General features: G+C 43.4%; 8 protein-coding genes. 5 read left to right on the plus strand and 3 right to left on the minus strand.

From position 1 onward, the window contains the following. Nucleotides 1–211 precede the first annotated feature (211 nt). From ACSSS3_RS18155 to ACSSS3_RS18175, 5 genes are read left to right on the plus strand one after another with little or no spacing between them, the layout of a single operon-like run. Nucleotides 212–3,130 carry a SusC/RagA family TonB-linked outer membrane protein gene (locus ACSSS3_RS18155; RefSeq protein WP_442845828.1) on the plus strand — a complete coding sequence of 973 codons (2,919 nt, stop codon included), beginning with the start codon at nt 212–214 and terminating at the stop codon, nt 3,128–3,130. 10 nt (nt 3,131–3,140) lie between these two features. Continuing rightward, nucleotides 3,141–4,745, plus strand: coding sequence for a RagB/SusD family nutrient uptake outer membrane protein (locus tag ACSSS3_RS18160; protein ID WP_442845829.1), 1,605 nt, complete (start codon nt 3,141–3,143; stop codon nt 4,743–4,745). A 19-nt stretch (nt 4,746–4,764) separates the two neighbouring features. Further along, on the plus strand, nt 4,765–5,832 hold the full coding sequence (locus tag ACSSS3_RS18165) for a SusE domain-containing protein (protein WP_442845830.1): 1,068 nt from the start codon (nt 4,765–4,767) through the stop codon (nt 5,830–5,832). 5 nt (nt 5,833–5,837) lie between these two features. Further along, entirely contained in the window at nt 5,838–7,274 is a 1,437-nt protein-coding gene (locus ACSSS3_RS18170; protein WP_442845831.1) for a SusE domain-containing protein, read from the plus strand. A 58-nt stretch (nt 7,275–7,332) separates the two neighbouring features. Continuing rightward, the gene (locus ACSSS3_RS18175; RefSeq protein WP_442845832.1) at nt 7,333–10,119 is read left to right on the plus strand and encodes an alpha-amylase family glycosyl hydrolase; all 2,787 of its coding nucleotides are present in this window, start codon (nt 7,333–7,335) and stop codon (nt 10,117–10,119) included. A gap of 779 nt (nt 10,120–10,898) precedes the next feature. Here the strand turns inward: ACSSS3_RS18175 and ACSSS3_RS18180 are convergent. The 3 genes from ACSSS3_RS18180 to ACSSS3_RS18190 form a co-directional block, all read right to left on the minus strand. Beyond that, a complete protein-coding gene (locus tag ACSSS3_RS18180) occupies nt 10,899–11,642 on the minus strand; it encodes a hypothetical protein (protein WP_442845833.1) in 744 nt (247 codons plus the stop codon). Between the two features lie 154 nt (nt 11,643–11,796). Then, on the minus strand, nt 11,797–13,623 hold the full coding sequence (locus ACSSS3_RS18185) for a DUF885 domain-containing protein (RefSeq protein WP_442845834.1): 1,827 nt from the start codon (nt 13,621–13,623) through the stop codon (nt 11,797–11,799). Between the two features lies 1 nt (nt 13,624). After that, the gene (locus tag ACSSS3_RS18190; RefSeq protein ID WP_442845835.1) at nt 13,625–15,472 is read right to left on the minus strand and encodes a CocE/NonD family hydrolase; all 1,848 of its coding nucleotides are present in this window, start codon (nt 15,470–15,472) and stop codon (nt 13,625–13,627) included. Between the last annotated feature and the right edge of the window lie 13 nt (nt 15,473–15,485).

Raw genomic sequence — 15,485 nt, forward strand, 5'->3', positions numbered from 1 at the left:
TCGGGTTAACATAAACCTTTCCCAATTTTTAGAAAAAAGCCAGAATTTTTCAGGTTATCTGAATTTTAAAACTTTTCAACACTCTAACGTTAGAGTTAGTTGTAGAACTGCAATCTATACAATATTAACAACCTCATTTGCTAAATTCGCAATGTGAAGTGAAAAAATAGAGTAAACTAACACAAAAACGCAGTTCAATTCAAACAATTTTATGAAAATTTTATTAAAAGGAGTATTGTTTCTCTTGCTGTTTTTGCCAATTACATCGATTGCGCAATCAACAGTGAAGGGAACAGTAGTTGATGCTACCGGGCAAATGCCAATTCCCGGAGTGAATGTTCTTGTTGAAGGAACAACAAATGGTACAACAACAGACTTTGATGGTAACTACACGCTAACCGGTGTAGGTGATGGAGCAACGATTAGTTTTTCGTATTTGGGTTTTAGAACTCAAACGATTCCGTTTACGGGCCAGTCAAACATTGATGTAACCCTGACCGAAGATGCCGCAGAACTTGATGCCGTCGTAGTGGTTGGTTATGGTACTACAACCAAGAAAGATTTGACCGGGTCTGTTTCTCTTGTTGGTGAAAAAGACTTCAACAAAGGGAATAACGTAACCGCAGAAAATCTTTTAAATGGTCGCGTTGCCGGTCTTACCATCAATACCGGGGGTTCACCGGGTGCAGGTTCTGAAATACGAATCCGCGGGGGTGCCTCTCTTAATGCGTCAAACAACCCGTTGATCGTTATCGACGGCCTTCCTATTAATAATGTGGCCAGTGGCGGACGTTCGGTGCTGTCTTCAATAAACCCTGCCGATATCGAATCCTTTTCGGTTTTAAAGGATGCTTCCGCAGCTGCGATTTATGGGAACCGGGGTGCTAACGGGGTAATTATTATTACCACCAAAAAAGGAAAACAGGGCTTAAAAGTAAATTTTGACAGCCAGGCCAGTGTTGCCCGTCTTACCGATAAAATTGACATTTTTAATGCGAACGAGTACCGAAGCCTTATCAATGAGCGTTTCCCCAATCAAACCGGATTCCTGGGTAATGCCAATACAGACTGGCAGGATGCAATCTATCAGGATGCGTTTTCCTCTCAGCATAACCTTTCGGTAAGTGGTAATCTTGCAGGTAATCTGCCTGCACGACTTTCAATAGGCCGTGCCGATCAGGAAGGTTTACGTAAAACCTCTTCTTTTGAGCGTACCACTACATCGCTTTCGCTTAACCCACGTTTTTTTGACGGGTCTTTAAAAATTGATTTCAATGCCAACTTAAGCTGGGAGCGCAACCGCTTTGCTCCGGGTGTGGAAGGAAATGCTTTTCAGTTTAACCCTACTCAGCCTATTTATGATCCAACTTCGCGTTATGGAGGCTTCTATGAATACCGTGATGAAAATGGTATCGTTTTAGGAAACGTACCGCGCAACCCGGTTGCCCAATTGATGCAAACACAGGATATTGCCAGCGTACGCCGCTACTACGGAAACTTTAAAGTAGACTATAAGCTTCCGTTTTATGAGCCCTTACGCGCCGTGGTAAACCTGGGGATCGACAACAGTGAGTCTGACCGCTTTTTTGAAATAGACCGAAACAGTGCTTTAGGAACAAACGCTCAGGAAGGTGAAGAATTGGGAAATCGCTCAGATACCGACTTTAAATCGTCTAACCGCTTGTTAGATGCCTATCTGGTGCATACCAAAGCTTTTGGAGATTTCAATACCGAAATAACTGCCGGTTATTCCTATCAGATTTTTGAGAATGAAAACTTTACAACAGGAAACGTAAGAGACCCAAATGCCGCTCCACCGGAGCTTACTTTAGATCCGGATGTGGTTTTACTGGCTTATTTCGCCCGTGGTAACTTTAACTACAAACAGAAGTATTTCTTAAGCGCTTCGATACGCCGCGATGGTACTTCAAGATTTGGTGAGGATGAGCGCTTTGGGTATTTCCCTGCGATCTCCGGTGCGTGGCAACTATCTGATGAAGATTTCTTAAAAGAATCAAATACAGTCAGTCTATTGAAATTAAGAGCGGGCTATGGTATTACCGGGCAGCAGGACATTGGCTCTGCATATGACTATCTTGCCCGATACGGTCTGGGTAACGCCATTTCGCAATACCAGTTTGGTGATCAGTATTACACCATTGGTCAGCCCTTCTACCGTAATGCAGGTATTAAATGGGAAGAAATAACCGAATACAACCTGGGTCTGGATTATGGCTTCTTAAACGGAAAACTAAGCGGTTCGCTTGATTTCTTCCGTAAAGAATCTGATGATTTGCTTTCTCAGGCACCTGTACCTGATGGAGTGAACTTCTCTAATCAGGGCTTCCAGAACATCGGTAAATTTACCACTCAGGGTATTGAATTTGTTGTGGATTATAATCTGGCTTCCAATGAAGACTTTAACTGGAATGTCAATTACAACGTAACCTATATAGACCGTGAGATAGATCGTCTTGCTTTTGGTCAGGACATTCTGGTACAGGGTATTGCCGGAGGTACCGGTAACACCATACAGGTTCAGCGTCAGGGTTTTGCTCCTAACTCGTTCTTTGTTTACCGTCAGCTTTACGATACAGCAGGTCAACCTATAGAAGGTGCTTATGTTGACGTAAACGGCGATGGCATCCTAAACGATGATGATAAATACATCGCCGGCAATGGCCGTGCAGATGTTACCATGGGCTTTCAATCTTCTATGAATTACAAGAACTGGGATTTCAGTTTTAATATGCGTGCCAGCTTTGGAAATGATATTTACAACAACGTGAATTCAGGTAATGCGCAGTATGGCAACGTGTTTAGAACGGTATTAAACAACGTTCCTACTCAGGTTTTAGAATCTGATTTTGTGAATACTCCGGATGTGATTCTTTCTGATTATTATTTAGAAGATGCAGATTTCCTTAGAATGGATAACATCACTCTGGGTTACACTTTTGACGAGGATAAAATGGGTAAAGGAACTTTACGCTTATGGACCGGGGTTCAAAATGTATTTGTAATAACAGACTATTCAGGTCTTGACCCTGAAATAACTAACAACGGTGTAGACAATACCATCTTCCCACGTGGTCGCACCTTCTTATTTGGATTGAATTATGGATTTTAAACTAAAAAATATGCTCAAATTAAAAACATTCGCCTGTTTGCTTCTCCTGGGAGGTGCATTCCTTTCGTGCGAATCGGACTTAGACGTTACTCCTCAGGATGACGATGAGCTGCTTGCTGATGGTTTCTTTGAGACCGAAGGAGCCTATAAACAAGCGCTTGCCGGGGTTTACGCTAACCTGAGTTTAACAAGTACCACCGATCCGGGAGGTTCTAACATCGCCGGTCTTGACGCCGGTACCGGGCAGTACATACGCGGTTTGTTTAACCTGCAAAACCTGTCTACCGATGAAGTGATCTGGACCTATGAAAACGACCCGGGATTACGCGGTATGCAGCGCAACACCTGGAGTTCAGACAATCCGTTGATTCTTGGGGTATTTGCCCGGGCCTCCTATGAGATCGCTTTGGCAAACGAATTTCTTAGACAAACTACTTCTGAAAAGCTAAGCAGCAGAGGGGTTAGTGGAACCCTGGCCGAAGACATTCAGGTTTACCGTGCAGAAGCCCGTGTTTTGAGAGCTTTGGCTAACTATCACCTGCTTGATATGTTTGGAAAAGCTCCTTTTGTAACCGAAAATGACGCCGTAGGGTTTGATCAGGTTCCTGAAATCACCGGCAGCGAACTTTTCACTTATATCGAAACCGAATTGACCGAAGCGCTGCCTAATCTGGTAGCTGCACGTCAAAACGAATATGCACGCGTTGATCAGGGTGTTGCTAATATGCTTTTGGCCAAGCTTTACCTAAACGCCGAGGTGTACACAGGTACTGCGCGTTATGCAGATTGTGTTGAAGTATGTGAGACCCTTATTGGAAGTGGCTACAGCCTTACCCCTAATTATCTGTTTAACTTTATGGCAGATAACAATTCTAACGGCGCTCAAAATGAAATCATTTTCCCTGTAGTTAATGATGGTGCACGAACGCAGAATTATGGTGGTACCACGATCATCATTCAGGGTGAGGTGGGAATTCCTGAAAACAACGGGGAAAGCCTGGGCGTAAACCCAACCGGTTTTGGTGGTTTATTCCGCGTAAGACCCGAGTTTGCACGTCTGTTTACTGCAAACCCCTTGTATCAAAATGATGCCCGTAATACCCTTATTACTCAGGATCGTCCTATAGAAATTGATAATATTGGCAATACAGCACAGGGATATTTGATCACCAAGTTTTCAAACCGTACCTCAACCGGTGGTTCTGGTAGCGACCGTACTTTTACCGATACTGATTATCCGTTGTTTCGTTATGCAGACGTACTCTTAATGTATGCGGAAGCCGTACTGCGCGGAGGTGGTGGTTCAGAAAGCCTGGCGCTGCAATACGTAAACGACCTGCGCGAGCGTGCGTTTGGGGATACTTCGGGCAATATCACCCAGGCACAACTTACGCTAGACTTTTTACTGGATGAACGCTCGCGTGAATTATACTGGGAGAGTCACCGCAGACAGGATTTAATACGCTTTGGAGTCTATACCGGCAGCAGCTATTTATGGTCCTACAAAGGCGGACCCCAATCAGGTACTTCTATTCCTGAATTCAGAAATCGCTTTCCGGTACCCAACCAGAGTTTGTCTTCCAATGCAAACCTTTCGCAAAACACCGGCTATTAGAATTAGAAAATTGTAAACTATGATAACAACATTAAAACGAAGTTTGTTTTTACTCACCGGGCTGCTCATAGCCTCGTGCAGTGAGGAAGATGAAAAATTAAGTGTAGCTTCAGAAGAAGCTCCACTGGTTGCCAATCTGGATATCAACCGGGTGGCGTTAGACCAGACAAATCCAGGTAACCCTGCCGTTACCGTCAGCTGGTCTGAAGCTGTTTATTCTATGCCCACTCCCATAAAATATGTGGTTCAGTTTGCGGCAAATCAGAATTTTGAAACTTCTGTAAACGCTACAACCACATCTTTAGAGGAGGCTACACTATCTATGAGCGCGGTAAATAATGCCGTAAATGACCTGGGCTTTGTACCTTTTGAATGGCAACAGGCCTATATACGCGTACAGTCGTCAATAGGAACCCGTGATTCTGAAATTCAATATTCAGAGCCTATAGGAATTATGGTGTATCCCTACTTCTCGTATCCTTATGATGATTACTATCTGGTAGGTGCTGCCACTGCGCCGGGATGGAGTAATGACAACAACAATCCGGTGCTTTTCAGAGATGCCTTTAATGAAAACCTATACCGGTACACGGGTAGATTCAATCAGGATTTCTTTAAAATTCTCGATCAGCGTGGATCCTGGGCGCCACAGTATGGTGTTGAAGGCGGTAACCTTAAATTAAGACCTACCGAAGATCAGCCCGATCCTCCGTCAATAGAATCTACCAGAGCAGGATATCGTACGCTAACGGTAAATCTTGCAAACAATACCTTTTCCTTTAAAGAGGTTGAAAACGTTCCTGATGCCTTCAGTTCTGTTACCGTTACCGGAAACACAGGCGGTAATGTTGTCTTAACGGCATTGGCCTTTGACCCACATATCTGGTACGTGCGCTCTACTCCATTAGAAACCGGTTCGATTACCTTTTCAGCAAATGGAATGAGCTATGGTGGTGCGACTGAATTTTCGGGTGTTGCTGAAGTTGATGGCGGAAGCATTCCGGTGCCGGTAAAAGATGATTATGAAATCTGGTTTAATGATATCACCGGAGAATATGTGATGATTCCTCTTAACTTTTCTAAATAAAAAGTATGAAAACAGTTTTAAAATACAGCTTCCTTATAGCTTTCGCAGCAACCACATTTATGGCCTGTGATAATACGGAAGATCTGGTGCTTACGGAACCTGAAAGTACCTTTGAGATCAATGCCACAAACTTTGCAAATCTGGTTTTGAATCCTTCTTTCCCGGAAAACCCTGCTGTAACCATCAGCTGGAATACTGCCGAAAATGCTGGTGCTACCTATGAGGTGGTTATGGCTACTGATGCCGAATTCACTAACGAAGTAAGTCTGGGCTCAACAGACAAGACCAATTTCACAATAAGCGTTTCGGAGTTAAACCAAATGCTACTTGATGCAGGTTTAGAGCCTTACAAGCCAAGTCCGGTTTATGTACGTATCAGTAATGGTGGCGAAACGACTTCGTCCCTTACCTACAACATCACTCCTTATGCGGTAGAGGCTCCTGTAGTCACAAGCCCTGAGGCTGATGCTGTTGTTGTTTTAGATGGTGAAAATCCGGATGCGCAGGCTTTAAGTGTTGCCTGGACCGATTTTTCACGGGAAGGAACTGAAGTTTCTGTAGTTTATGAATTGCAAATGGTTGCGGCCGGAAGCAATTTTGAAACTCCTGTTTCTGTAGGCCGTGTCACTAATGGCGGTGAGTATAATCTGTCTAATGTGCAATTGAATAATCTGGCTTTAAGCTTAGGTGCTGAAGAAGCTGCAGATTTTGATTTGGAAATGCGTATTGTGGGTACAATCACTACAGATACGGGCGAAAATGTGCGTACATCAGAAGTTGTGCCTTTTACGGTGACAACTTATGAATCCTTTACAGACTTATTTTTAGTAGGTGCTGCCACCGCTCCGGGCTGGGATAACAACAACAACAACCCTGCAATTGTAAGACTTCCCGATAATAAAGACGCGTATCGCTTTACCGGTAAATTTAATGGCGATGCCTTTAAATTACTTGAAGTACGTGGCCAATGGCAACCGCAATGGGGGTTGAATAATGGCAACTTTGCCAGTAGCGAGGCACTTGGGTTTGACCCTGATGTACTTAGTGTTTCTACTACAGGCTATTACACCTTGGATGTAAACACCAAGACCGGAACATACAGCATCACTCCATATGATGCCGGCGGAGCAACCACCTATGGCGCTATGGGTCTTATAGGTTCTGGCCGTACAGGTGATGATACCGGCTGGGGAGGTGATGACACCGATTTTACACAGTCTACTTTTGATCCGCACCTGTGGTATTTAAATAATATCACCCTGTTTGACGGTCAGGTTAAAATACGTGCTAACAATGCATGGGATGTAAGTTGGGGAGCTAACACCGCGGTAAGCGGCTTCGCGACTTCAAACAACGGTCCTAATATTCCGGTTTCTGCCGGCACCTATGATATTTGGTTTAGTGACCTTACAGGCGGCTATATTTTTATACCCAGAAACTAATAACCACTTCATATTAAAGGCCGTCTCGTACGGCCTTTTTTTAGCTTAAAACCACACTATGAAAACAAAACTACTCCTCTTCCTTTTAGGTTGTTTACCGCTGGGGTTACTCGCTCAGACGGTAAGTATAAGCCCTGATCCTTTTGCAGAAAATGAGCAGATTACGCTAACCGCTTCAAATATTCCGTGGACAGGAGGTGTCTATCTCTGGGCCTGGCATTTTGATTCTACCGGTAAACAAATCAACAATCCCGATGCCACGGGTACTAACTTCAACAATTCATCTGAAACGGCCCGGTTTACTGATAATGGGGACGGCACGTATTCTTATACACTTACCCCTACCGAATTCTACGATGCTACCGGAATAACCCGAATTGGATACTTGATAAAAAATCAGAATGGTTCCCAACAGGGAACAGATATCATTAAAAATGTAGGTGCATTTAATGTCAATCTTACCGCTCCTGCAAACACCACAACCAGTATTGAAGGAGGCGCTTCGTTTAGTATCACAGCGACTGCAGGAGTGACTGCAGATTTCAGGCTTCTGGCAAACGGCACAGTGATTAATACCCAAAATGCGACGACCTCCTACTCGTTTACCACAACGCCCAATATCAATACCGATTACCGACTTGAAGTAACCCAAACCGGCACTTCAAATCTTGTGATACGCAGCTTCAGAACACTGGTAAAGCCTACACCCGCATCTGCAGCAGTACCTGCCGGATTGAAAGATGGTTTTAACTTTGATCCTTCAAAACCAAATGAGGCCACGCTGGTCTTTTATGCACCGGGCAAGGAATTTATACACGTCAAAGGTAATTTTAATGGGAATGACTGGTCATTAGACAACACGTATCTGATGAACTATGATGCCGCAGCAGATCGACATTGGATCAAACTGAATTTTGACTCGGCTACACCGCAGGATGTACTGTATCAGTATGTGGTTGAATATGCAATTAGCGTAGCCGACCCCTACTCTACACTGATTCTTGATGAATTTGATGATCAATACATTGAGGCTTCGCTATTTCCCGATCTTCCGGCTTATCCGGTGGGAAAAACTTCTAATTCTGTTTCTTATATTGAACGTGATGAAGCCGTTTACAACTGGAAGATCGCAGATTTCACGCCGGCCAAACGCGAAGACCTGGTAATCTATGAGGTTCTTTTACGGGATTTTGATGATGCTCACAGCTTTCAAAGCCTGATCGATCGTCTTGATTATCTCGAAAATCTGGGAATCAACGCTATTGAACTGATGCCTGTTCAGGAATTTGACGGTAACAACAGCTGGGGTTACAATCCCGCGTTTCATATGGCCCTTGACAAGTATTACGGTACACGAAATGCATTAAAAACTCTGGTAGATGCCGCCCACGAAAAGGGAATGGCTGTGATCATTGACGTGGTCTACAATCACGCCACAGGTCAGAACCCCTATTTTAGAATGTATAACACCAGTAATGGAGGTACAGGTGGCCAACCCAGTGCCGACAGTCCGTTTTTTAATCAAACGGCCACGCATTCCTACAGTGTATTTAATGATTTTAACCACAGTAAAGAAGCTACTCGCAGTTATGTAAAGCGCACTGCTCAGTATTGGATTGAGGAATTTAAAATAGACGGCTATCGCTGGGATTTGACTAAAGGATTTACCCAAAACTGTTCAGCTCCAGATGAAAGCTGTACCAATGCATTTCAGCAGGACCGCGTAGACGTATTGAAAACCTATGCCGATATGCAATGGGAAAAAGATGAAGATTTTATCATCATTTTTGAGCATTTAGGCGGTACAACCGAAGAAAAACAATGGGCAGATTACCGCTTGTCTGAAGGAAAAGGCATTATGCTTTGGAATAAACAAACTGACCCCTACAATCAATCTACAATGGGTTATTCTGAAAATTCAGGCGTAAGCGGTTCTTCCTATAAAAGTAAGGGCTTTAGCAATCCTGCTGCAGTTACCTATATGGAAAGCCATGATGAAGAGCGACTGATGTATAAGAATTTAGCATTCGGCAACAGCTCCGGAAGCTATACCGTTAGAGACGTAAATACTGCGCTTAAACGAATGGAAGCCGCAGGAGCAGTATTCTTTACTGTTCCGGGACCCAAGATGATCTGGCAATTTGGAGAGCTGGGTTATGACATCAGCATTTTCACCTGTGAAGACGGCAGTGTCCCCGGCAACGACAGTTGCAAACTGAGCCCTAAACCAGACGGATGGGATTATCTGGACAACGCACAACGCGTGACACTGCACGATAACTGGCAGCGTATGATTTTGCTTAAAAAGCGCCTTGCCATTTTTGAAACCTCAACCTTTAGTATTGAAGAACAGGCTTCAAACCTTACCAAAAAAGTGTATTTAAGTACTACTGCAGCAGGAGAAGGAGAGCCTAATTTTATTACCATACTGGCAAATCTGAATGTTACAGCACAGTCTGTCGTCCCTAACTTTCAGGAAACAGGAACCTGGTACAATTTAATGACCAATGCAGAATATGAGGTCACAAACACCACAAGCCCGATTAGCCTGCAACCCGGGGAATATCGTATTTATGGCAATAAAACGGCAAACCTAAGTATTGCCGAACCTAAAGAGACTAACAAGCTCATGATTTACCCCAACCCTACCCACGGTAGTTTTTCACTTTCTCAGGGAGTAGATCGTGTACGCGTATTCAGTATTCAGGGAGTTCTTCTTAAAGAAGTGTCTTTCGAAAACCCAGCAGAGCAGCGAGTAGATGTTTCTAATCTACAAAGCGGTCTCTATCTTGTTGAAATGGAGCGCGATGGGGCAAAAATGACATCGAAATTAATCGTAAATTAAAAATTAAACGATTTAGTAGCCTATTTAGATCAAAAAAGGGGGGATTTCCCCCTTTCCTCATGCAGACCTATTAGCTACTTTTACTTTGTATTAATGAAATAATTAATGCCATTTCTAATCTGACTAATAGGGGAGTTAGATTTTAAATGATTAATGATTTAGGGGTGAAAGGCACTTTGCGAAAGCAAGGTGTTTTTCTTTTTTACACAAATCGCAAATTCAAACACCCACAATCTTAAAATTTTTATAGTTTTCTAGTATTGCGGGATTTACATATAAATACCATAAAATTAATCGATTTAGTAGGAAATAGACCAAAATGATGTGAAGTTTATTTAATATATTTACAGCGTCATTGACAATTTAGGGGTGAAAGGCACTTTGCGAAAGCAAGGTGTTTTTCTTTTTTAGGGCAAATCGGTTTTAAAGCTTTAAAACCCTTCTTCCCGGAAATAAAAATTACCCGGCAAATTCTTAACCTCTATTCGATCTGATCCTTTCCCGGTTTTGGAAATTCTAAATTGAACCGATCGCGTCTTACGAGAATGCGTTTTCTGAATATCAGAAAAATGAAATACCCAAACCAGCTAAAAATAGCCACAAGGGCAATCCAAAAAATCAAATCGCGTATGGATTTAAATTTTTTGTACCGTAATTCAAAGAGTAGCAGTACTACAAATAAGATTCTAATATAAATCAAACCAGATTCAGGAGTTTGGGATGTTAATCCTCAAAACTACAGATTTTAGGCGGGACTAAGACCGCGGAGGTTTTGTAAATCAATCCCCTTTTTTGGAAGAAGATGCTTCAGCAGGTTGCAGGGTGTTGAGCTTATTGATTTCCAAATTGTTTCTTTTCAAAGCTTCATCACCCAGGTTAAAGGCTATGTATTGCGGGGTGACTATCGTTTCTTCTGCATACATCTGCGTTTTGATGGTCGCAATAGATTGCAGCGCCACCGAAATTGAGGCCGGCGATAAATCGGTCGTTGTAGGGATCAAATCATTGATTTTTGAAGAAGCAAGACCTATCACGCGCACTTCAAGCGAGCCGCTTATGTTTTTTGAATTGGCCACCAGACTAAACGGGTTGGTAAGATTAATGCCTGCTTTTCGGGTTTTGACCTTGGCAACCATACGCACCCCTACTCCTATCAATACCGATTTGGGTTTCCCCTCCTCTTCGGATACCAAAGTCTGGGTTTGCGAAAAATCATAAATCACCTGATAAATTTCGTTTTTCGCAGAAATCCCAATTCCGCCAATGGTAAGACCGCCGTCCTTTTCAACCTGATACACGGTCACGTTTGAGACCAAATTGGGAAACGACGATAACAACTCACTGTTATTGGGTATGGTAGAAATAGGCCTTACTTCCTGAGTCAGGGTCTCTAAATTCATAAAATAAATATCCCCGTCGTAATGCTGCGGTACGGCCAAAGCGATATAATCTGTAGTAAAAAAGGTTTGTCCATAAATCTGACTCCAAAATGCCAGAAAAATTAAAGTATAAAAGCATTTCATAAGTCAGGTGGTTTTAAGGTTTAGGACTGCAAATCAATTCTTTACAAGTAACTGCCTTTTAATGAGTTACGCAAGGGGGTTTGAACTCTTTTTAAAGCATAAAAAAAGCAGGTCAAAATGACCTGCTCCTAAACGTTTTAAAACGTATGGTTTTTTATTCCTTTTTTTTCGTTCCGATATATTCGATCACCAGATCTTCTAAAACCGAAAGCGGTACTGCCCCATTGGCCAACACTACTTCGTGAAATTCCCGAATATCAAACTCCTCTCCCAATTCAGCTTCAGCTTTGGTACGAAGTTCGAGTATTTTATTCATCCCTACTTTGTACGCCGTGGCCTGACCCGGCATTACGATATGCCGCTCTACCATTTTAATGCAATCGCTTTCTGCATTTGGCGTGTTTTCTTTGTAATAGGCAATTCCTTCTTCACGGGTCCATTTTTTAGCATGAATGCCGGTATCGACTACCAGACGACAGGCCCGCCACAATTCCATCGCAAGACGTCCAAAATCGGAATATGGGTCATCATACATCCCCATTTCTTTGGGTACATACTCACAATACAAGCCCCATCCTTCTATATAAGCCGTATAACCGCCAAATTTTCGAAACTTGGGCAGACTGTCCAGCTCCTGCGCGATGGCGAGCTGCATATGATGCCCGGGGATTCCCTCGTGATAGGCCAATGCCTGCATTTGATATTTCGGCATTGCCTTGATATCATAAAGATTGGCATAGTAAATTCCGGGACGTGAACCGTCTGGTGCAGGCGAATTGTAAAAAGCCTTACCGGCGCTCTTTTCTCTAAAAGGCTCAACCCGTTTTACGACAATATCTGCCTCAGGTTTGGTGATGAAAAGTTCATCAAGTCTTCCCCGCATCTGGTCTATGATGGCTGTTGCCTTTTGCATATAGGCTTCGCGACCGGCATCTGAATCTTCGTAGTAAAATCGGTCGTCGTTACGCATAAACTCAAAAAACTCCTGCAGCGTACCCTCAAAACCGGTTTGCTCCATAATCGCCTTCATCTCGCCGTGAATACGCGCAACCTCATTAAGTCCCAGTTCGTGAATTTCTTCAGCAGTCATACTGGTCGTGGTAGCCCGGTTTAAAGCTATCTGGTAAAACTTGTCGCCTCGCGGAAATTTCCAAGCTCCGTCATCTGTGGTCGCTCGTTGCTTTTGATTTTCTACGAAAGCAATCAGCTCGGTATATGCGGGCTGCAGGCTGTCTACCAATGCTGCAGTCACCTCCTGCATCAAACGTGCTTTTTCAGCTTCTGCTATATCCAGTTTGTTGATTTTTGATTCAAAATCTGCCAAAAGCGGCATCTGATCTGAAGATTTTTCAAAAGGTCTTCCCTTCAACAGGTTGTTGCTGGCTTCAAGCACGTGATCCAGCACAAATTTGGGCGGTACAATGAGATTGCTCTCCCGTATGCCCAATTGATTGCGCAATTCGTTAAACAGGGGTTTTACATTTTTAATCCGGCTAATGTAGGCTTCGGCATCTGGGATGCTATCAATACGGTGTTTGTTGATCAGAAAAGCAGGAACCTCAGCATGCAGACCGTACATCTGGTTTACCGGGTAATTGTAAAAACGATACTCATACTCATCAACAATCTGCTGCATATTGCGCTTGTAGAGTTTATAACTCAAAGTGGTTGCCGAGTCTAAAGCTTCAGGATCTACCTCATTTTCCAGGTATTTCAGACGCTCTTTGGCGCGATCGAGTTCTTCACTGGTTTGTTTTGACGAAATATCATCCCACTGCCCGTAGTTGGTTTTCATTCCCAGATCTGTCTGCCATTGTGGGGATTGTGCAACATCGGCATCAAACTGGGCATCAAACCAGGCATTAAGCTCCCGGCTGTTTTGCGCGATGGTTTCCGGTGTGAGATTATTAGTCTGCTCGTTTTTGCAGGACGAAAAAATCAGGATAAAACTGAATAGTAAATAGAAAAAAGTAGATTTCATTTTAAGATTTTAATACGCTAAACTCAATTTCTGAATCACCAAAAACGGTATGGGTCTCTTTGCTGAAATCTTTAGCTTCAGCCTTATAAATATTGGGCACATACTGTTGCGGATTGCGGTCTATAAGCGGAAACCAGGTACTTTGTATCTGTATTTGCAGCTTATGCCCTTTTAAGAACGTGTGGTTAATACCTTGTAGTGTTAGGTTAACCGGAGTTTTTTGATTCGGCTCAAAAGCTTTGGGGTCGCTGAAGCTTTCGCGAAAACGCCCGCGCATCACCTCACTGCGCACCATCATATGATAGTTGGCCATCTTGAGGTATTTCTGAGTTTCGGGATAATCTGGCGCGTCTGACGGGTACACGTCAATTACCTTAACAATCCAGTCTGCCGAAGAACCGGTAGTGGCTACCTGTAGTTTTGCCAGAATCTCGCCGCTTAAAGTCATATCTTCAGTTAAAACCGGAGTTTCAAATACCAAAACATCAGGTCTGCGGGCAGCAAAGCGCTGATCATCGGTCATATATTTTCTGGGAGTGAATACCATTTTGATATCTTCGGAATACGGAACCGGTTTTGACGGATCGCTTACAAACGAATTGGCAAAAGCGGGATTGGCGGTTTGCGTCAGCGTTTGATTTTCGCCCAAAAAGTAACGCACTTTTTCAGTAGTTGCTGCAGGCCATTCGGTATAACTATCCCATTCGCGGGCACCGGTATCATACATCGAAGCTTCGGGCAGATCTAAATTGCCTTTACCGTCATTCTTTAGAAAATGATTGAAAAAGCGGGTCTCGTAATTCTTCTGAAAATCGTCTGAAATTCCATCTCCAAAATAGACGTTACCAATAGCCTGACGCTCACTGGTCCGGCTCCAATCGCCGTGACTCCACGGACCAAAAACCATTATGTTGTAATTGTCGCCGGTTTCTTCAATCATTCGGTAGGTGTTGAAGGGGCCGTATAAATCTTCGGCATCAAACAAACCACCCACTACCATTACCGCAGGTTTGATGTCCTTTAGATGCTGAATGATTCCGCGACTGCGCCAAAACTCATCATAATTAGGGTGGTCTTTAATCTGTTGCCAGAATACGTTGTCTTCCTTGTAATATTCATCAAGGTTGGTAAGCGGACCTGCATCCAGAAAAAATTGATACTGATCTTCGGAAGGCAATTCGGGAAATTGATACCAGGCCTCGGTTGTAGGTTCGGTTTTCATATAACCAAACACTGAAATCGCACGCCAGTAGCTTTCTAAAAAGGCTCCGTTGTGGTGAAAATCATCAAAAAAGAAATCGCCAATACAGGCCTGTGGAGAAGCCGCTTTTAGCGCCGGATGGCCACTCAATAGCGAATAGGTCGCATAAAAACCGGGATACGAAATTCCCCAGGTTCCCACATTACCGTTATTGTTTGCCACATTATTCACCAGCCATTCAATCGTATCGTAGGTGTCGCTGGCCTCATCTATCTGATCGCCGGTTTTATTGGGGATAAAAGCGCGCATATTGTCGTAAACGCCCTCACTGTTCCAGCGGCCGCGCACATCCTGATGCACAAAAATATTTCCTTCCTCAACCAAATATTTATTGGGACCTATTCGGCCTTTAAAAACATCTGCTCCGTAGGGTGCGCAGCTGTATGGCGTACGCATCATCAGGATGGGATATTCCTGAGATTTATCTTTTGGCGAATATATGGTGGTATGCAGTGCTATACCATCGCGCATTTTTATCCTGACTTCCTGCTTGTCGTAATGTTCCTTTACATATTCGGGAGTTTGGGCAAACAGGGATCCTGTTACTAAAAGCAGGCCTAAAGCCAGTAAACATCGCAAATGATTCATAAATTTTCTTTTT

Source organism: Leeuwenhoekiella sp. H156 (genome assembly GCF_052218455.1).
In the GTDB taxonomy this organism is placed as follows: domain Bacteria; phylum Bacteroidota; class Bacteroidia; order Flavobacteriales; family Flavobacteriaceae; genus Leeuwenhoekiella; species Leeuwenhoekiella parthenopeia.

Coding starts and splice junctions, on each gene's coding strand:
- ACSSS3_RS18155 (WP_442845828.1), top strand. CDS start 212: ATGAAAATTTTATTAAAAGGAGTATTGTTTCTCTTGCTGTTTTTGCCA.
- ACSSS3_RS18160 (WP_442845829.1), top strand. CDS start 3,141: ATGCTCAAATTAAAAACATTCGCCTGTTTGCTTCTCCTGGGAGGTGCA.
- ACSSS3_RS18165 (WP_442845830.1), top strand. CDS start 4,765: ATGATAACAACATTAAAACGAAGTTTGTTTTTACTCACCGGGCTGCTC.
- ACSSS3_RS18170 (WP_442845831.1), top strand. CDS start 5,838: ATGAAAACAGTTTTAAAATACAGCTTCCTTATAGCTTTCGCAGCAACC.
- ACSSS3_RS18175 (WP_442845832.1), top strand. CDS start 7,333: ATGAAAACAAAACTACTCCTCTTCCTTTTAGGTTGTTTACCGCTGGGG.
- ACSSS3_RS18180 (WP_442845833.1), bottom strand. CDS start 11,642: ATGAAATGCTTTTATACTTTAATTTTTCTGGCATTTTGGAGTCAGATT.
- ACSSS3_RS18185 (WP_442845834.1), bottom strand. CDS start 13,623: ATGAAATCTACTTTTTTCTATTTACTATTCAGTTTTATCCTGATTTTT.
- ACSSS3_RS18190 (WP_442845835.1), bottom strand. CDS start 15,472: ATGAATCATTTGCGATGTTTACTGGCTTTAGGCCTGCTTTTAGTAACA.